This window comes from Fructilactobacillus sp. X3R5C2, from assembly GCF_059901175.1.
In genome coordinates this window covers 26,751-45,620 of record NZ_JBWXVC010000003.1, presented here as the reverse complement: position 1 = coordinate 45,620, position 18,870 = coordinate 26,751, and the positions used below count along the sequence as shown (strand labels likewise).

The window sequence follows — 18,870 nt, the reverse complement described above, 5'->3', positions numbered from 1 at the left end:
TTTGAACGATTTTAATGGATTTTATAAAAAATCATATCAAAAACGGTTACAGCAGGTTGCCGAATTTGCCGATCTTGATCGAACACAACTTGATGTGATTGAAAGTCACTTCGTAGACGCTAGTAGCCACATGATTGAAAACTACCTTACTGACTACGGATTGCCAGAGGGGGTTGCAACTAACTTTGTAATTAACGGAGTCGAACATTTAATTCCGATGGTGATTGAAGAACCCTCGGTCATTGCGGCCGCTAGTAACGGCGCCAACATGCTCCGTGTTGGTGGCGGCATTCAGGCAAAGTCTCAGAGTCGCATCTTGACTGGTGAAGTCATTTTAGGAGTCTCGGATCCAGTTCAATTTACCGAATGGGTTGAAAATCAGCGAGTTAAATTAATGCAGGTTGCACACGATGCTCATCCCACAATTGATAAATACGGTGGTATACACGATTTGACCGTCTCACCTCTTTACGATCATTATCTGGTGATTGAACTGTTCGTTGATGTCGGTGATGCGATGGGGGCTAACATCATGAATTCGATGCTCGAGGCTCTTTCGACATACATTGAAATCAACACTAGTCAATCATCTTTAATGAGTATTTTATCGAATTATGGGGATAAAAATTTGGTTACAGCATCAGGAACCGTTCCGTTTCGGGCCCTAAAGCGAGGTCAATTGGACGGAAAAAACGTTGCTGAAAAAATCGCAGAAGCCTCATTAATTGCAAATAAGTACCCAAAACGGGCGGCAACTCACAATAAGGGGATCATGAATGGGATTGATGCGGTTCTCGTTGCCACTGGTAATGACTGGCGTGCCGTTGAAAGTGCGGTTCATTCCTATGCCGCAAGGGATGGTCAGTATCGTGGGGTTAGTCAATGGCGAGTTACTCCTGACGGATTAAAGGGAGAAATTACCATTCCGGTACCCTCAGGAATCATTGGTGGTGCAACTCGGCTCTTTTCAATGAGTAGGATTAACTATCAAATTTTAAACGTTAGCTCTGCCATGCAGTTCATGGAGGTGATTGCTTCTGTGGGATTAGCACAAAACCTGGCAGCCTTAAAGGCGCTTGTAACCGATGGGATTCAAAGAGGTCACATGAACCTTCAGATGAAATCACTCGCCATGTCTGCTGGAGCTTCCAGTAAGAACTTGGACATGGTGATTAACGCATTAAAGAAATTACCAACAAATCAAAGAAACTTAGAAAACGCAAAACAAATTATAGAAGGGAAGTTTGGATCAGATGGCTGAAAATAATGATAATGTGCAATTAAGTAAGACGACGCAAGGCTTAATTAACGAAGTCAGTCACTTTTTTCCAGGGGATGTTGAGGTTCAATTTATTGGCAACTTAAAGTCCGGTTATGTGCGACATGACCAAGCGCAAGTCGTGCAAGATGGTGATCGACTTTACGTGCAGATTAGAGATCTAACTGAACCTGATTTTACTGCCACTCATGAGTTGTTACACTTGTTAATGACCTTGCGCGGGTTCCCACAAATTTATTTCCCACTCACTAGTGGTGACAAGCAACTTGATGAACAGTTAATGTACATGGGAACTGAGTTGTACGATGATGTATGTCACTTTGTCGTGTATGCTGAACAGCGAAAGCACGGTTTAGTTGATGAAGCGATTGAAAAAGAATATGTTAAAGGTGTTAGACAGACGATTACCCCTGAATCTGGGAAGGTCGACGATGAAATGCCGTTACGATTGGTGACCATTCTGGATGCCATGATTTTTCTTGGCGACCACTTTGATCAGTACGAAGACGTATTTCAAACGAGTTTTCCCATTTCTTTAAAGGCCGCTAAGGAACTTTACACAATGCTTACTGAGAAGCCAGTTGATTCCCCGTTTACTCTCAGACGCGATGTGGTCAAACTATACCGTGATTTTGATAAACAGATGAAGAACTGGGGACTACCAGCCTTACAATTAAATGATTTTGTGATGCTAACGGCGGTCTTCTCAAAGCGCCAACTCGGTTTGCAAGTGAAACAGGTTTTTAACCTTTATCACTCAGAATTAAAGGAGACCAAGACTAACAAAAGAGCGTACGTGGGCTTTACCAAATCGGATGACCAAAATTCGTTTGTGACAAGTGGTCCAGCTGGTAAAAAGGCAAGTGAATACTATTTCAAAGAACTATATTCAAAGACGGTTAAAGAGTTGTATCAAGACTTACGGATTCCATATTTATTGAGATAAGGTGACAATATGAATCAAGATAATATTCAAGAAAAGTTTGATAATGCTAAAAACATCGTATTTTTAACGGGAGCCGGAATTTCTACCCCTTCTGGAATTCCCGATTATCGTTCTAAGGGCGGATTGTATACGAATGACAAGAGCAGTAAACCAGCGGAATATTACTTGAGTCACGACTGCTTAGTAAGTGAACCTGAGGTATTCTACGAGTACGTCAAAAAGAACATGTACTATCCAGATGCTCAACCCAACGTTATCCACAAAAAGCAAGCGGAATTAACCCGTCAAAATCGGGCTAGTATTATCACTCAGAACGTTGATAATCTGTACGAAAAAGCTGACGCAAAGAACCTGAATGAGTTTCACGGCAACCTCTATGATATTTACTGCCAAAAGTGCGGCAAACACATTGATTATCAGGAATATATGAAGAGTATGTACCATCAAAACTGTGGTGGAATTTTGCGCCCTAACATTGTTTTATATGGTGAGGGAATTAATCCTCAAACAATTGAAAATAGTGTTCGATTGATGAGTCAAAGTGATCTAATTGTGATCGTCGGGACTTCAATGCGAGTTTATCCGTTTGCCGGATTACTTGATTACCGTAATCCCAGTGCCGATGTGATTGCGATTAACCAAGAGGCACTTAATTTTCCGTTTCCATTCACCATGGTTCAAGAAGATGCCGTTGATTTCTTTGATAAACTGAAAGTATAGGTGGTAACGTGATTTTAATTGGACTGACAACCTGGTCTGATCATCCATCACTGATTAATGGGGAAGATCGCAAAGTTACTTTATCAGAATATGCGGAACATTTTCCCGTTGTTGAGGTTGATAATCCGTTTTACGGCATCCCTAAAATTAAGACGGTGGAGAATTGGCAAAAGCAGGTTCCAAATAATTTTCAATTCATCTTAAAGGCCAATTATTTGATGACCAAACATCATTTGCCACAGTTTGGTGAAGATAATGAGCAGGTTAGAAGAGAGCAATTTATTCGGTATAGTGAGATGGTTGCTTCACTGGTTGATAGTAACCAGTTGGCATCCGTTTTATTTCAATTTCCGCCGTACTTCCATTTAAACAACGATAACATTAGGTACCTTCGACTAGTTCGTGAGTGGATGGGAAGTTTACCCATCTCAGTTGAGTTTCGAAATCCTAGCTGGTATGGTGATGAAATCTCAAATGATGTCCACGATTATCTAAAGAGCCTCAAAATGAGTGAAGTGATCGCTGACGAGCCTCATAACCTGTCAGATGGCGTGCCTTTTGAACCCGTTGTTACGGATAAGAATTTCGTCATGCTTCGACTGCACGGTCAAAACCAAAAGGGCTGGTTTGAAAAGAGCTCCCAGTGGCGTAAGAAACGGACTCTGTACCGTTATAACGAAGAGGAATTAAAGCATTTTGCCGAAGTTGTTGATGATCTACGCCAAAAAGCTAAGGTAGTTTGCGTCATTTTTAACAACAACTCTGGTCATGATGCGGCTGACAATGCCCTTCAGTTAAAAAAGATTTTAGGATTGAACTTTGGTGGGTTAGCTCCCATGCAACTCGATCTGTTTTAAGGGACAAAAGTAGTATAATATTGGTACGATTTAGTTTGTACGATAGGAATAAAGGAGCGAATTGGGATGGCTGAAAAACCAACATATTACATTACAACACCAATTTATTATCCATCAGGAAGGTTACACATCGGGAACGCTTATACGACGGTTGCCTGTGACGCACTGGCTCGTTTTAAGCGGGAATCTGGCTACGACGTGTTTTATTTAACCGGAACCGATGAACACGGACTAAAAATTGAACAAAAAGCAGAAAAGTTGGGTGTTGATCCTAAAAGTTACGTTGATAAGATGGCCACTCAAATATCTGACTTGTGGGCTAATTTAGATATTTCTAACGACGATTTCATCAGAACCACTGATGATAAGCACGTAAAAGCCGTGCAAAAAATATTTCAAACGTTACAAGACCAAGGCGACATCTATCTTGGACAGTATTCGGGGTGGTACTCGGTTTCAGACGAAGAATACTTTACCGAATCACAATTAGCAGAGGTTTATCGTGATGCTGAAGGCAACGTGATTGGCGGAAAAGCCCCATCTGGACACGAAGTTCAACTTGTTAACGAAGAGTGTTACTTTTTTAAGATGAGTAAATATTCTGATTGGTTAATGAATTACTACAAAGAGCATCCTGACTTCATTGAGCCGCATTCTAGAATGAACGAAATGGTTAACAACTTCTTAAAACCAGGTTTGGATGACTTAGCGGTTTCGAGAACCACCTTTAAGTGGGGAGTTCCCGTTAAGTCAAATCCTAAGCACGTGGTTTACGTATGGATTGATGCTTTGTCAAACTATATCACTGCCCTTGGTTATGACAGTGATAATGACGAGTTGTTTAAGAAATTTTGGCCAGCTGATCTACAGATGGTTGGAAAAGAAATCGTTCGTTTCCATACCATTTATTGGCCAATTATTCTTCACGCCCTTGGTCTCCCACTGCCAAAGAAAATTTATGGCCACGGCTGGCTGACCATGAAAGACGGAAAGATGTCCAAGTCAAAGGGCAACGTAATTTATCCTGAGACGTTAATCGATCGTTATGGATTAGACGCTACCAGATACTATCTGATTAGAGCAATTCCGTTTGCAAGTGACGGGATTTTTACTCCTGAAGACTTTGTTGATCGGGTTAACTATGACCTAGCTAACGACCTTGGTAACTTGTTGAACCGAACGATTGCAATGGTCAATAAATACGAAGATGGCGTAACACCTTCATATCACGATTCTGATGATCAACCGAGTGTTGATTTACAAAAAATTGCTAAAACAACCGTTTCAGAATTTAAACGGTTAATGAATGACACTCATTTATCTGATGCCTTGGCTGAGATTTGGAAATTAGTTTCTCAAACCAACAAGTACATCGATCAGACCGAGCCATGGACCTTGGCTAAGAACAAGGATGACGCAGATGACCAAGCTAAATTAGCAAACGTCATGAGTCATTTGGTTGCCAGTCTGCGCTTGATTGCAATCTTAGTAAGTCCAATCATGCCAAATGCGGCGAATGAAATGTATCGTCAATTAGGTCTTGATCAGATGGATGGGTTTGATATCAAGAATGCCGCTCTTTCTGGACTTCCTGAAAAACAAAAGGTAATTGAGAATGGTGAACCAATTTTCCCTCGTTTAGATCGCGACGTTGAAGTTAGATTCATTAAGGATCAGATGACTCAATCTGACAAAACAAAGGGTCGTTCAGCAATGAAACGTGCTGACCAAAAGAAAGCTTTTGACCCAGAAAAAACGATTTTGAAGTCAGAGAAGAAGACCTTGGACTTTAGTGATTTTGAAAAAGTTGAATTAAAGGTCGCAGAAATTAAAAACGTTGCTAAAGTTGAAAACGCAGACAAATTATTGAAGTTTCAACTTGATGCTGGCGATGACGGTGACCGTCAGATTGTTTCTGGAATTGCCAAGTGGTATCCAGATTTTAAACAGTTAATTGGTAAAAAAGTGATCATTGTTTCTAACTTAAAGCCAAAGAAACTTCGTGGTGAGTTAAGTCAGGGAATGATTTTGTCCGTTGAACAAAAGGACGGTTCAATTAAAGTAGCAACTGTTGACCAAACTTTAGATAATGGCAGTACTTTAGAGTAGTAAAAAAGTTTCACTAGTCAATGATTAGTGAAACTTTTTCGATTATGAAAGGAATAGTCAATGAAAATATTTGATTCCCACACTCATTTAAACGATCAACCATTCCAAAATGATATTGATGGCTACGTTCGACACGCCAAAAGACTTGGTGTTGTTAGAATGGCCAACGTCGGGTCCAATACTGAGCTAAATGAGCGTTCCTTGGAGCTTTCAGCTCAGTACGACAATCTGTATTCAATTATTGGATGGCATCCAGAAGACGCTATGAATTACAATCACGAGCAGGAAGAACTGCTAGAAAAGCAACTAGAAAATCCGCAAGTTGTCGCTGTGGGTGAGATTGGAATGGATTATTTTCAAGATGTCACACCGAAAGACGTGCAAGAACGAGTCTTTCGGCGACAAACTGAAATTGCCAAAAACATGCATTTACCAATCTCAGTTCATAACCGGGATGCCTTTGAGGATGTTTATCGGATTTTAAAAGATGAAAATATTGGTGAAGTCGGTGGCATTATCCACAGTTTTAACGGAGATAGTGAATGGATGAAGAAATTCGTTGATTTAGGGATGGTGGTTTCATACAGTGGGGTCGTGAGCTTCAAGAAAACCAAAGAGGTTCATGAAGCCGCTCGTTTAACTCCGCTGGATAAGATTCTAGTGGAGACGGATGCCCCATATTTGACACCTGAGCCGTTTCGCGGACGACAAAATGAACCGGCTTATTCTTTGTATACCCTAGAAGCAGTTGCCAGATTTAAAGACATTGATCCTGATGTGGTCGCAAAGGCGACGTACGAAAATACGAATCGAATATTTGGATTGGATAATTAAAATGAAAAGAATTAAAGAAGTAATTGTGGTGGAAGGAAAAGATGATACCAAACAAATTCAACGAGCCGTTGATGCTGATACGATTGAAACCCGGGGCTCTGCGATTTCGGATGAGACCCTCGATCTAATTGATCGGTTGGCACAAACCCGTGGAATCATCGTTTTTACTGATCCAGATTTTTCTGGGGAAAAAATCAGAAAAATAATTTCAGATGAGATTCCAGAAGCAAAGCATGCCTTTTTGAAAAAGTCGGAAGCAGTTCCTGATACACAGAAGGGATCCCTTGGAGTTGAGCATGCTAGTCCAAAAGCAATTCGGAATGCCTTGTCTGAAGTGTACACCGAAAGCGATGAGAATCCAGAAGTCATTAGCAAGCGGGATTTGATTCAAGCTGGTTTAGTAGGAACGAAAGAAGCCAAGGAACGCCGACTGGAACTTGGTGAATTGCTTCATTTGGGGTATGTTAACGCTAAACAAATGCAAAAAAGATTACGAATGTTTGGCATCACGAAAAAACAGTTTAACAATGCATTAAAGCAACTTGATGATAAGGAGGGATTAGATGAGTAAAGTTCCTGCAATCGGCAGTCCAGCTCGGACCCAGGCCATCTTGAACCGATACCGTTTAAATGCGAAGAAAAGCTTGGGGCAAAATTTCTTGAACGATCTTGGAGTTTTAAAAGAAATCGTTGCAGTTGCCCAAATATCAGAAGCCGATGATGTAATTGAAATTGGACCTGGCATTGGGGCATTAACTGAACAAATTGCTCAATCAGCTCACGCCGTAATGGCCTTTGAAATTGACGAGAATCTTCTCCCAATCTTAGATGAAACTCTCAGTCCCTATGACAACATTAAAATTATTAATGAAGACTTCTTGAAGGCTAATCTGCCAAAATTAATTAAAGAAAACTTTGATGGAAAACACCACCTAAAAGTTGTGGCTAATTTGCCTTACTATGTCACCAAACCAATCTTGATGGATATTTTAAAGGGCAACGTTAAATTTGATTCAACGGTGTTGATGATGCAAAAAGAAGTGGCAAAACGAATTAGCGCAAAGCCGGGCAATCGCGACTATGGGGCTTTGACGGTTATCACTCAGTATCTTAAAAACGTTGAGATTGCAATTAATGTATCGGCCAAGTCCTTTATTCCCTCACCAAAAGTTGATTCTGCGGTGGTCAAGTTAACCCCGAAAACAGATAAAAAGATGATTGCTTACGATGAAAAAGCTTTCTTTGGCTTTGCGCATGGATGTTTCATGCATCGAAGAAAGACACTCTGGAATAATTTGCAGGGTATTTTTGGGAAGAAACCTGAGGTAAAAGAACAAATTGAACAGGATTTAAAACAGTTAGGCATTAATAAGTCAGACCGTCCCGAACAGTTATCGGTTGATCAATTTGTGAAAATGGCAAATCAGTTTCACATAAGCGGATTGCTGGCATAACAGGCTATTTATCCATTACCTTTACATTATATTGATTTTAATGTATAATAGTACCACGCGAGGTGATTGATGATGCCAACTAGTCTATCTAAGATTAAATTATTTCTAGATAATCACATTGGACAGGAAATCCATGTAACTGCACAAGCCGGAAGAAAACGAACTAACGAATATGATGGAGTTCTGGCTGAGACATTTCCCGCTGTATTTTTAATTACACTTGATCCAGACGAGAAGTTAGGACAAGTATCATACAGTTATACTGATATTTTAACCAAGAACATCGAGATTAACTTTGTTTAATGAATTGACCGAAAGGTCTTTTTTTTTGCTTTATATTATTAGTAGTTAGTAAGATAATGTGGGCATTTAAATTAGTCAAGATAATCCATGATTTCCCCGAGCTGTTAGTTGCATGTCTTAAGATAACAGTGTTATATTAGTTGAGAATTATTGATTAGTTAGTAAGCTTCGTTAGTACTATTGAAGCCCGAAATGGTAGGAGTTTAAATATGGATGACTTAGTTTTAAAGGTAGAAAATTTAACCGTTAATTTTGCGGATAAACACGTTTTAAGTGATTTGAGCTTTAACGTGAAACGTGGTAGTTTTTTAAGTATTGTAGGCCAAAATGGAGTAGGGAAGACCACTTTGATCAAAGTGATTCTCGGTCAATTGAAGCCCACCAGTGGAAAGGTTCAGTTTATCCCGGATCGTTCTCAGGTCAAGATTGGGTACGTGCCCCAGTTTAGAAATATTGATACCGAATATCCGTTGTCGGTAAAAGATTTTGTTGCTCTAGCTTTTAGTGGTTTTAAACTACCATGGCTTTCAAGAAAAGATCGTGAAACGTTAAATCAGGTCCTAACTGAGACTAACCTAACTGATATTGCCAAAGAACCATTGGGAAGAACTTCCGGTGGGGAAAAACAGCGAGCTTATCTGGCACAGGCGCTGGTAGTGAAACCCGATCTTTTGATTTTGGATGAATCGACGGCAAGTCTTGACCCAGAGGCCAAGGAGAACCTGCTTAATGTGGTTTCCGACCTAAACGTCAAAAGGGACTTAACCGTAATCTTTGTTACGCATGACATTCCGCTAGCAAAGAAGTTCGCTAACGAATACTTGTTTTTGCGTCCTGATAATTATGAATTTGGACCAATTAAGAACTTAAATGTTGAAGAATTTTGGAAGGGGCAAGCCGATGTTTAGTTTTGAATTTATGCGTAATGCCTTTTTAGCCAGTACCATCATTGCGGTGGTCTGTGGGGTCATCGGGGTGTTTGTCGTTTCAAGAAACATGCCGTTTCTGACCCACACTTTATCTGAGATTGGGTTTGCTGGAGCTTCCTTTGGAATGTTTGTTGGGATTAGTCCGTTAAACGGGATGCTACTCTTTACCACCATTAGTTCGGTTCTAGTTGGGAGAATGAGTGCTGGTTCCGTTGCCGAAAGACGAGAAGATACCATCAGTGCTGTTTCGGCCCTCTTTATTGGACTAGGAGTCTTATTTCTAGCCCTTTCAAACAGTAGTGCTAGTTACGCCACTAATATCCTATTCGGAAGTATTGTTGGAATCAGTGCTTCTGAAGTCCATCAGATGATTTGGTTATCGGTGATTGTGTTAATCGTGACCCTATGTATTTATCGGGACTTAAAGTTTGATTCGTTTGATGCAGTGGGAGCCAGAGCCCAGAAAATTCCAAGTGGAATCCTCTCATTGATTTTCCTAGTGATGCTGGCCTTAAGCGTCTCCGTGGCTGCTCAAATTGTCGGGGCACTTTTGATTTTTATCCTTTTGACTTTGCCAGCTGCGAGTGCTAAATACTTTGCCCATTCAGTCGGAAAAATGATTGGACTGGCCATTGTTTTTGGTTTGATCGGAGTTTGGGCCGGATTAACGCTTGGATATTACACGAACTGGCCGGTCAGTTTCTTTATTGCTGTTATTGAGGTTGCCATTTACTTTGGATCACTGATTTATAATCACTTTAGGGAGGGATAATTTGATTTAGTCCCTTTTTTTTACTCTTTTTTCGATAAAGTGAAGTAAAACACGAACATTTATGCTAAAATTTCCTTGTGTGCCAATTTATGACGAGGTGAAAGCATGAAATTTAAAAGAAGTGAACGATTAGTAGATATGACAAACTATCTATTAAACCGTCCTCATACATTAGTACCATTAACTTTTTTCGCTAAGCGCTACAATTCTGCTAAATCTTCCATTAGTGAGGACTTAGCCATTGTGAAGCAAGCATTTCAACAACGTGGGATTGGTCTGGTTGAGACCGTTCCCGGAGCTTCTGGGGGCGCCAAATTTACGCCATACATTTTAAAAGAGGCGGCTGATCAGTTTATTAAAGAGGTCTCTGACATCTTAAACGATAACGATCGTTATCTTCCTGGTGGTTATGTTTATATGTCCGATATTTTAGGCCAACCGGAGAAGTTGAAAACCATTGGGCGGATCATTGCCACCCAATACCTGTTTCAGAAAGTTGACGCAGTACTAACGGTGGCAACGAGAGGAATTCCAGTTGCCGAAGCTTCTGCCACGTATTTAAATGTGCCACTGGTAATTGCTAGGCACGACTCTCAAATTACTGAGGGGTCGACCGTGAGTGTTAACTACGTTTCCGCATCTAGTCAAGAAGTTAAACGAATGACAATCTCAAAAAGAAGCCTGAAGCCAGGTTCTAACGTTTTGATTGTTGATGATTTTTTGCGTGGTGGTGGAACGATTTCTGGTCTGACGTCCCTGATTGATGAGTTCGATTGTCATCTGGTGGGCAGTACGGTTTTTGTTGAAACCGATGACCCAGGTCACAGAAAGGTTACTGATTTTACTTCATTACTTAAAATGGATATTAAAGATGATCAGATTGAGATTAAACCTGGCAATTATGCCCAAAAAATTTTTGGGAGTACAAATTAAAAATTAATTACAAGGGGAACAAAAATGAGTTCAAAGAATACGATTATTTTAGCGGCTGGTAAGGGCACCCGGATGAAGTCCAAGTTATATAAAGTTCTCCACCGAATTTGTGGGAAATCAATGGTTGACCATGTTTTGACGCAGGTATCCAAGTTAGATATGGATAACATCATCACGATTGTTGGTTACGGTGCTGAAGATGTGGAAAACGAACTGGGCAATCGTTGTGAGTACGTCATCCAAGATAAACAACTTGGGACTGGCGATGCCGTTGCACGAGCTGAAGGACTTTTAAAGAACTCAGATGGTGAGACGTTAGTTATTAGTGGTGATACTCCATTGTTTACCTCCTCTACTCTTAAGCAACTCTTTGAGTATCACGAACAAAAAAAGGCCACCGCGACCATTTTGACGTCTAAAGCTCCTGATCCGACTGGTTATGGCCGGATTGTTAGAAATGACATTGGGATTGTTGAAAAGATTGTGGAGCAAAAGGATGCTACGCCGGAAGAGCAAGCCATTCATGAGATTAACACTGGGGTTTACGTGTTTGATAATCATTCGTTATTTGAGGCTTTGCACAAGATTAATAACGATAACGCTCAGGGTGAATATTATTTAACTGATGCCATTGAAGTCTTAAAAAATGAGGGTCACACAATTGCTGCCTACAAGATGGCAAACTTTAATGAATCGATGGGTGTAAACGATCGGGTCGCTCAGGCCCGCGCCACCCAAATTATGCAAGCCCGGATTAATCGTCAACACATGCAAAATGGCGTTACGATTGTTAATCCCGATGATACCTATATTGATAGTGACATTAAAATTGGTCAGGATACCATTATTGAACCAGGAGTTCAACTTCAAAATGGGACGGAAATCGGTAGTAACTGTATCATTGGTGCCCACTCTAAAATTTCTGGTAGTAAAATTCATGATAACGTTAAGGTCTTCTCTTCGGTAATTGAAGATTCTGAGATGATGTCCGGCTCTGATATCGGACCCGATAGTCATTTAAGACCAGGCGCTAAGATTGAAAAGAATGTTCACATTGGTAACTTCTGTGAGGTTAAAAGTTCCACCATTGGTGAGGGAACCAAGATGGGTCATCTGACTTATGTTGGCAATGCTAAACTTGGTAAACACATTAATATTGGTTGCGGAGTGATTTTTGCGAATTACGATGGAGCTCATAAGCACACTACGACAGTTGGTGATGATTCTTTTATTGGAAGTAATTCCAACTTGATCGCCCCAGTCCACATCGCTGATCATACCTTTATTGCGGCTGGTTCGACCATTACCGACGACATGGATCAGTATGACATGGGAATTGCTAGAGAGCGCCAGACTAACAAGCCAGGTTATTATAAAAAGTTACCCTTTAAAGGTGCTAATTAATTTGAGCTAAATAGTGAAATTGTTTTCTGAAAATAATATAATGGAATTGATTAGGTAGGAAAAAAATGTGGGGGTTATAATGGCTGAAAAGTATGCTGATCCAAAATTAAAGATTTTTTCTTTAAATTCAAATCGTCCGCTTGCAGAAAAGATTGCTAAACGAGTGGGAGTTCCCTTGGGAAAAGCTTCCGTCAGTCGCTTTAGCGATGGTGAGATTCAAATTAATATTGAAGAAAGCATTCGTGGCGATAACGTTTATATTATCCAATCAACTTCTGATCCCGTTAATGATAATTTAATGGAATTATTAATCATGATCGATGCTTTAAGAAGAGCAAGTGCCAAAACCATTAACGTGGTTATTCCGTACTATGGTTACGCTAGACAAGATCGAAAAGCACGAAGTCGTGAACCAATTACCGCTAAGTTAGTGGCAGACATGCTGGAAAAGGATGGAATCACACGTTTGGTAGCCCTTGATTTACATGCTGCTCAAATTCAAGGATTCTTTGATGTTCCCGTTGATCATTTGATGGGGGCACCGCTCCTTGCTGACTACTTCATCAAGAACGGACTCGCAAAAGACGCGGTAGTTGTTTCGCCTGATCATGGTGGGGTGAGTCGAGCTCGTGCCATGGCTGAGTTTTTAAAGGCTCCAATTGCTATTATTGATAAGCGTCGCCCAAAAGCCAACGTTGCTCAAGTTATGAACATCATTGGGGATGTAAAGGGGAAGCGTTGTATTATGATTGACGATATGATTGATACAGCTGGAACCATTACGAAAGGTGCGCAAGCCTTAATGGATGCTGGTGCTTCAGAAGTTTATGCATGTTGTACCCATCCCGTCTTATCAGGGCCAGCAACCGAAAGAATCGAAGCTTCGCCAATTAAGAAACTGGTTGTGACTGATTCCATTCAGTTACCCGATTATAAAAAAATTGACAAGATCAAACAAATTTCAGTTGCACCATTAATTGGAGACGCAATTACTAGAATTAACGAAAATCGTCCCGTTAGTCCGCTGTTTAGTCATCGGTTTGACTATGGTAAGGATGATGAAAAAAAGTAATGGATAAAAAATAATCTTAGCTTAAAATGCTAAGATTATTTTTTTGCGCTCGTTTGTTATTGATTAACGTACTTATTGATGGCGTATGCTACCCCATCTTCTGAATTAGGTTTAGTAACAAATTGGGCGTTCTTTTTAACTTCATCGATTCCGTTACCCATGGACACTCCCAGTCCCGCAAACTTGATCATCGAAATATCATTCCCCTGATCGCCAATGGCCATGACGTTATCTGGCTTTAAACCAAGCTTTTCGGAAAGATCCCGTAAGGCATTGCCTTTACTTGAATTTGAGTTCATAAACTCAAGAAAGACCGGTGAACTCTGAACGACACTCATTCGGTCGTAGATTGATTTTGGTAGATTGCCCTTTGCTTTGGTGATCTTGTCCGGATAATCAACGTACATCAGTTTGTAAATGTTGACGTCACGAGTGATTTCACCAGGAGTTCGATATTTGATGGGCATCGAAACAAGATGGCTTTCTTCAACGGAAAAGGGACTAATATCACGATCGGTAGTGGTAATGGAATCAACCGTTTCGATTTGGAAGTGAACTCCCATTTCTCGTGACATCATTTCAATTTCTAAAAAGTCATCATATTTAACCGTTTCTTTGATTAACACTTTGCCACTAACCGTTTCGACTAGGGCACCATTATAAGTGATGGCGTATTCATCGTCTCCGTCAATTCCGAGCTTATCAAGGTATGGCTTTACGCCAGTAATGGGGCGACCAGTACAAAGAACCACTTTTATGCCTTGATTGCAGGCTTTAGTAATAGCTTCGATGGTTGCTTTTGCTAATTGATTTTTTTCGTTTAATAAGGTGCCGTCGATATCGATGGCAATTAATTTGATATCCATGTTAGTTCTCCTTTGGAATTATAAGGTTGTCATTATCAATGTATTTTTGAAATTCATCGTATAAAGGTTGAAAAAGTTCAACGTTTTTTGTTGGCTTAAGCATTTCACGTGGAAAGAAAAAACGCTTGTCACCAATTAGTTTTCCGGTAATGGCACGAACTAGGTCACTAGTTTGAGAGAGTTCTACCAAATTACCATCATTTTCCATCAGTTCAATCTGGGCGTTTTGATGTTTACTTTTGGGATCGTAGACATCATAGGGCTGATCAAAACTGTTGTCAGTGGCAGTGTAGTACTTTGGATTAAATCCGGCTTTTTCAATGATCTTTTGTAGCTTAGGGATTAAAAATTCCGTCTGATCGTTGTATTTAGCGGATTTAAAGGGACGCCGATTTAAGAAACGTTTGGCGAGGTCAGAGAGAATCGGATCTTCCGACTTTCGCCACATGACGAAGTAGGTGTTAAGCACCCCATCGTCAATTTGTAAATAATCATCTAGGGAGTAGTTATTAGAAAAGATTGGCATTAAAAGACTAGGTTTAAAGGTGCTCTTAGGTTGTAACGCTAATTCTTTCGCCCGCATCAGTAGGTGACTTAAAATAACCTCCATCGAACGTGAGACGGGATGGAAGTATACTTGTTGATACATTTGAAAACGACAAACAATGTAGTACTCAATCGCGTGTAAACCACTTGCCCGAAAACAAATCCCGCCAGAGTACGGACGCATCACCTGAAGAATCCGATCCAAATCAAAATTACCGTATTGTGCTCCGGTGTAATATGAATCACTTAGAAGGTAGTCCATCCGATCGGCATCAACTTGACTTGAAATCATTTGGACGACTTGCGGATTGTCATAGGTCTTGTTAATGACACTGGCGACGCGTTCGGGAAAATCAGGACCGACCTCACTTAAAACGTGGTTAATTTCCGTTTCGTTTGAAGTGATGATTTGCTGGGTAATCTGTTCGTGATTGGTGTGAAAAATGTGTTCAAACGTATGTGAATAAGCTCCATGACCAACGTCGTGAAGTAGAGCGGCACACAGGGCCACAATTCGTTCTGAATCGTCCCATAAGCCATCACCCGCTTTTTTAGACGGATAATTTCGCTTAAAATTATCACAAATTCGTCTAGTAATTTCATACACTCCTAAAGAGTGGCTAAATCGGGTGTGTTCTGCTCCGTGAAAGGTTAATGAAGTAGTTCCTAACTGCTTGATTCGTCTTAGACGTTGAAATTCAGGCGTATTAATGAGATCGAGAATCACTTGGTGTTCAACGTAAACGTGACCCAGAACTGGGTCACGAAAAACTTTGTCATATTTCAATGGTTGATTGTAATACTTCAATAAAAGACCTCCACTTATACTAATCTCTCTTCATTATAACTGAAATAAAAATAAACGTCATGACAAACTCAAAGTTAGTGCATTTCCATTGCTAACGGCGTAAAATCAAATTTGTGAGGTGATATTTTTGACAGAAAACGAAAAGATCGAAAAAGTTCAAGTTGAGATTGCAATCGAAATAAAACAGGACGAAAACGTCGAACACCATCATTTTAAAGAAAATGGGCAACTAGTTATGCTCAACGGCTATCGTTATTTACGTTACGTTGAACACGTTGACGGACAACCGGACGTTCCTGTTACCTACCGGATTGGAAAAGATGCGATTCGGTTAACTCGTGCTGGCAAAAATCATCTTGAACTTCATTTTAAACCGAACGAAACAATCGAAGACTTGTACCGAACGCCATTTGGTAATCTAAAAATTGGGGCACATACCACTAGCATTAAGCAATCTAGAGATGATAAAAACGGATGGCAAATGATTGAGATTAACTATGAATTGTACACCGACGGACAGAAAGTCGGCGACTATCGAGTCAAATTGCAATTTAAATGTTAAACTAGTATTATTAGTCTGTTAGGAATCTAGAAAGGCGTGGTCGAATTGGAACTTAAAGAATTAGACAAGCAAGATAAAAGCGAATTATCAATGGTTGAAGTGGCTCATGCAATTTTAGCTGATGCTGGTAAAACCATGTCATTCGTTGATTTAACCAACGAAGTACAAAAATACTTGGGGGACAGCAACCAAGTAATTCGTGATCGTTTACCTCAATTCTACACAGACCTTAATGTTGATGGGAGTTTTATTTCCCTTGGCAATAACGTTTGGGGTCTTCGTACTTGGTACCCATATGAGTCAATTAATGAAGCCACCATCAATGAAGGTGAAGAAGACAACGGTAATACTCCCAAAAAGCATCGTAAAGTGAATGCTTTTATGGCTGATGCAGCTGACGATGATGATGTGATCGACTATGATAACGATGATCCAGAAGATCAGGATGATTTTGATGATACCCCTGACGATAAGGATAAGTATCATAAGGATCTTGATGAAGAAAATCCTGATACTGATGATGACGCCATTGACGATGATGATGGTGTTGAAGGCGACCTCTCAGAGGTCAATCCAGATGACGATGATGATAAAAAAGATGATGACGACAATGATTAAACTTGACTAATTATGTAGAATCCCTTAACATACTATTTGGGCACTTTACAAACATGTGAAGTATTTCGAATAAGTAACCGCTCCCTATTCAATGAATGGGGAGCTTTTTTTATGTTGTAACCTAAATTTGATGGAGGAGTTAAGCATGACTAAGTATATTTTTGTAACCGGTGGAGTAGTTTCTTCCTTAGGAAAGGGAATTGTTTCCGCTTCAATCGGAAGATTATTGAAGAATCGTGGTTTTAACGTTACGATCCAAAAATTTGATCCATATATCAACATTGATCCGGGAACAATGAATCCTTATCAACACGGAGAAGTCTTTGTTACCGATGATGGTGCTGAAACTGATCTTGATTTAGGTCATTACGAACGTTTTATTGATAACAATTTAAACAAGTACTCTAACTTTACGACCGGTAAAATCTATGAAGAAGTTTTAAGAAAAGAACGTCACGGAGATTATCTTGGGAGAACCGTTCAGGTCATCCCTCACATTACTGGAATGATTAAACAAAAGATTATGAGTGCCGCTCAAAGTACGGACGCTGATATCGTTATTTCAGAAATTGGTGGAACGGTTGGAGACATCGAGTCCCTACCGTTTTTGGAAGCTATCCGTCAGATGAAACATGAAGTCGGTGACGAGAATACTTTTTATATTCACGTTACGCTTGTTCCGTACTTGCACGCCGCAAAGGAAATGAAAACCAAACCAACCCAGCACAGTGTTAAAGAATTAAGGGGAATTGGCATTCAACCCGATATGTTGGTTCTTCGTGCTGAGAAACCAGTTAGTGATGAGATGAAGAAAAAAATTGCCATGTTCTGTGATGTTCCGGTTAAGGATATCATCGAATCCATCGATGCTCCTAACTTGTACCAAATCCCGCTTAGTTTTCAAAAACAGGACATGGACGATGAGATTTTAAAGCACTTTAACGTTAAAGCTCCAGAGGCTGACATGAAAGACTGGAAGAAGATGGAGAAGCACATCAGAAATCTCAAGGGTGAGGTTAACATTGCCATTGTTGGTAAGTATGTTGATCTAAACGATGCTTATTTGTCCGTCAATGAAGCTTTAAAACATGCTGGTTATGCTTCTGACGATAAGGTTAACATTCACATGGTTGATGCGGGTACGATTAACAGAGACAACGTTTCTAAGAAGTTAAAGGGAATGGACGGAATCTTAGTTCCTGGTGGATTTGGTAATCGAGGGGTCGAAGGAATGATTCAAGCCGCTCGATATGCTAGAGAAAATGATGTTCCTTATTTAGGTGTTTGCCTTGGGATGCAGATTGCTACCATCGAATATGCTAGAGACGTTGTTGGTTATAAAGATGCCAACTCAACTGAATTTGATCCGCAAACTAAGCACAATGTGATTGATCTCATGGCCGATCAAAATGATGTTACTGATGCTGGTGGAACCCAACGCTTGGGTGCTTATAAGACTAAGCTAAAAGCAGGGAGTAAAGCCGCCGCCGCATACGATAACAAAAAGGAAATCTCAGAGCGTCATCGTCATCGTTATGAATTCAATAATAAATTTAGAAAAGACCTGGAAGATGCTGGCTTAGTTATTTCTGGAACCTCACCAGATGATCACTTGGTTGAAGTAGTCGAAGTTCCAGCCAATAAATTTTATGTTGCAGCACAATACCATCCCGAATTTTTATCACGTCCAAATCGTCCCGAGGGATTATTCAAGGCGTTTGTCGCCGCTGCCGACAAAGAACACATGCATAATCACAAGAAGTAACCAGGCTTCTTTATAATCTTAATAAAATAATTTCTGATTTTGTATTGTGTTTTGATGAAAACTTTCCTATGATTATTATTAAAAGATATGATA

The 18,870-nt window shown here is 40.1% G+C and carries 19 protein-coding genes; 17 read left to right on the top strand and 2 right to left on the bottom strand.

The features are described from left to right. Position 1: 1 nt before the first annotated feature. From AC6UD4_RS04125 to AC6UD4_RS04060, 14 genes are all read left to right on the top strand, one after another. Positions 2 to 1,261 (top strand): hydroxymethylglutaryl-CoA reductase, degradative, encoded by a 1,260-nt coding sequence (locus tag AC6UD4_RS04125; RefSeq protein WP_500694007.1) that lies wholly within the window; start codon positions 2 to 4, stop codon positions 1,259 to 1,261. Beyond that, a complete protein-coding gene (locus tag AC6UD4_RS04120; protein WP_500694006.1) occupies positions 1,254 to 2,225 on the top strand; it encodes an IpaB/EvcA family protein in 972 nt (323 codons plus the stop codon). The genes AC6UD4_RS04125 and AC6UD4_RS04120 overlap by 8 nt, the downstream gene beginning before the upstream one ends. Before the next feature lie 9 nt (positions 2,226 to 2,234). Further along, entirely contained in the window at positions 2,235 to 2,945 is a 711-nt protein-coding gene (locus AC6UD4_RS04115) for an NAD-dependent protein deacylase (protein WP_500694005.1), read from the top strand. Between the two features lie 8 nt (positions 2,946 to 2,953). Then, a complete protein-coding gene (locus AC6UD4_RS04110) occupies positions 2,954 to 3,802 on the top strand; it encodes a DUF72 domain-containing protein (protein WP_500694004.1) in 849 nt (282 codons plus the stop codon). 66 nt (positions 3,803 to 3,868) lie between these two features. Then, positions 3,869 to 5,911, top strand: a complete 2,043-nt coding sequence (gene metG / locus AC6UD4_RS04105) for a methionine--tRNA ligase (protein ID WP_500694003.1) — start codon at positions 3,869 to 3,871, stop codon at positions 5,909 to 5,911. Positions 5,912 to 5,971: 60 nt separating this feature from the next. Continuing rightward, the gene (locus tag AC6UD4_RS04100) at positions 5,972 to 6,745 is read left to right on the top strand and encodes a TatD family hydrolase (RefSeq protein WP_500694002.1); all 774 of its coding nucleotides are present in this window, start codon (positions 5,972 to 5,974) and stop codon (positions 6,743 to 6,745) included. A gap of 1 nt (position 6,746) precedes the next feature. Then, on the top strand, positions 6,747 to 7,316 hold the full coding sequence (rnmV, locus tag AC6UD4_RS04095) for a ribonuclease M5 (protein WP_500694001.1): 570 nt from the start codon (positions 6,747 to 6,749) through the stop codon (positions 7,314 to 7,316). Next, positions 7,309 to 8,199, top strand: a complete 891-nt coding sequence (gene rsmA, locus AC6UD4_RS04090) for a 16S rRNA (adenine(1518)-N(6)/adenine(1519)-N(6))-dimethyltransferase RsmA (protein WP_500694000.1) — start codon at positions 7,309 to 7,311, stop codon at positions 8,197 to 8,199. The genes rnmV and rsmA overlap by 8 nt, the downstream gene beginning before the upstream one ends. Positions 8,200 to 8,271: 72 nt before the next feature. Next, positions 8,272 to 8,502, top strand: coding sequence for a Veg family protein (locus AC6UD4_RS04085; protein WP_500693999.1), 231 nt, complete (start codon positions 8,272 to 8,274; stop codon positions 8,500 to 8,502). Between the two features lie 209 nt (positions 8,503 to 8,711). Continuing rightward, positions 8,712 to 9,410, top strand: a complete 699-nt coding sequence (locus AC6UD4_RS04080) for a metal ABC transporter ATP-binding protein (RefSeq protein ID WP_500693998.1) — start codon at positions 8,712 to 8,714, stop codon at positions 9,408 to 9,410. Further along, the gene (locus AC6UD4_RS04075) at positions 9,403 to 10,203 is read left to right on the top strand and encodes a metal ABC transporter permease (protein ID WP_500693997.1); all 801 of its coding nucleotides are present in this window, start codon (positions 9,403 to 9,405) and stop codon (positions 10,201 to 10,203) included. The genes AC6UD4_RS04080 and AC6UD4_RS04075 overlap by 8 nt, the downstream gene beginning before the upstream one ends. A gap of 105 nt (positions 10,204 to 10,308) precedes the next feature. Next, entirely contained in the window at positions 10,309 to 11,136 is an 828-nt protein-coding gene (gene purR, locus AC6UD4_RS04070) for a pur operon repressor (RefSeq protein WP_500693996.1), read from the top strand. A 24-nt stretch (positions 11,137 to 11,160) separates the two neighbouring features. Continuing rightward, positions 11,161 to 12,540, top strand: a complete 1,380-nt coding sequence (glmU, locus tag AC6UD4_RS04065) for a bifunctional UDP-N-acetylglucosamine diphosphorylase/glucosamine-1-phosphate N-acetyltransferase GlmU (RefSeq protein WP_500693995.1) — start codon at positions 11,161 to 11,163, stop codon at positions 12,538 to 12,540. Positions 12,541 to 12,619: 79 nt separating this feature from the next. Continuing rightward, entirely contained in the window at positions 12,620 to 13,612 is a 993-nt protein-coding gene (locus tag AC6UD4_RS04060; RefSeq protein ID WP_500693994.1) for a ribose-phosphate diphosphokinase, read from the top strand. Between the two features lie 56 nt (positions 13,613 to 13,668). Here AC6UD4_RS04060 and yidA read toward each other — a convergent pair whose 3' ends face one another. Further along, on the bottom strand, positions 13,669 to 14,478 hold the full coding sequence (yidA, locus tag AC6UD4_RS04055; protein WP_500693993.1) for a sugar-phosphatase: 810 nt from the start codon (positions 14,476 to 14,478) through the stop codon (positions 13,669 to 13,671). Position 14,479: 1 nt separating this feature from the next. Next, positions 14,480 to 15,832 carry an HD domain-containing protein gene (locus AC6UD4_RS04050; protein ID WP_500693992.1) on the bottom strand — a complete coding sequence of 451 codons (1,353 nt, stop codon included), beginning with the start codon at positions 15,830 to 15,832 and terminating at the stop codon, positions 14,480 to 14,482. A 127-nt stretch (positions 15,833 to 15,959) separates the two neighbouring features. Between AC6UD4_RS04050 and AC6UD4_RS04045 the strand changes: the two genes are divergently transcribed. The 3 genes from AC6UD4_RS04045 (at position 15,960) to pyrG (ending at position 18,777) form a co-directional block, all read left to right on the top strand. Continuing rightward, the gene (locus AC6UD4_RS04045) at positions 15,960 to 16,394 is read left to right on the top strand and encodes a YwiB family protein (RefSeq protein WP_500693991.1); all 435 of its coding nucleotides are present in this window, start codon (positions 15,960 to 15,962) and stop codon (positions 16,392 to 16,394) included. A gap of 45 nt (positions 16,395 to 16,439) precedes the next feature. Continuing rightward, the gene (gene rpoE / locus AC6UD4_RS04040) at positions 16,440 to 17,012 is read left to right on the top strand and encodes a DNA-directed RNA polymerase subunit delta (RefSeq protein ID WP_500693990.1); all 573 of its coding nucleotides are present in this window, start codon (positions 16,440 to 16,442) and stop codon (positions 17,010 to 17,012) included. A 145-nt stretch (positions 17,013 to 17,157) separates the two neighbouring features. Beyond that, positions 17,158 to 18,777: a CTP synthase gene (pyrG, locus tag AC6UD4_RS04035; RefSeq protein ID WP_500693989.1), complete on the top strand. Its 1,620-nt coding sequence runs from the start codon at positions 17,158 to 17,160 to the stop codon at positions 18,775 to 18,777. Positions 18,778 to 18,870: the final 93 nt, after the last annotated feature.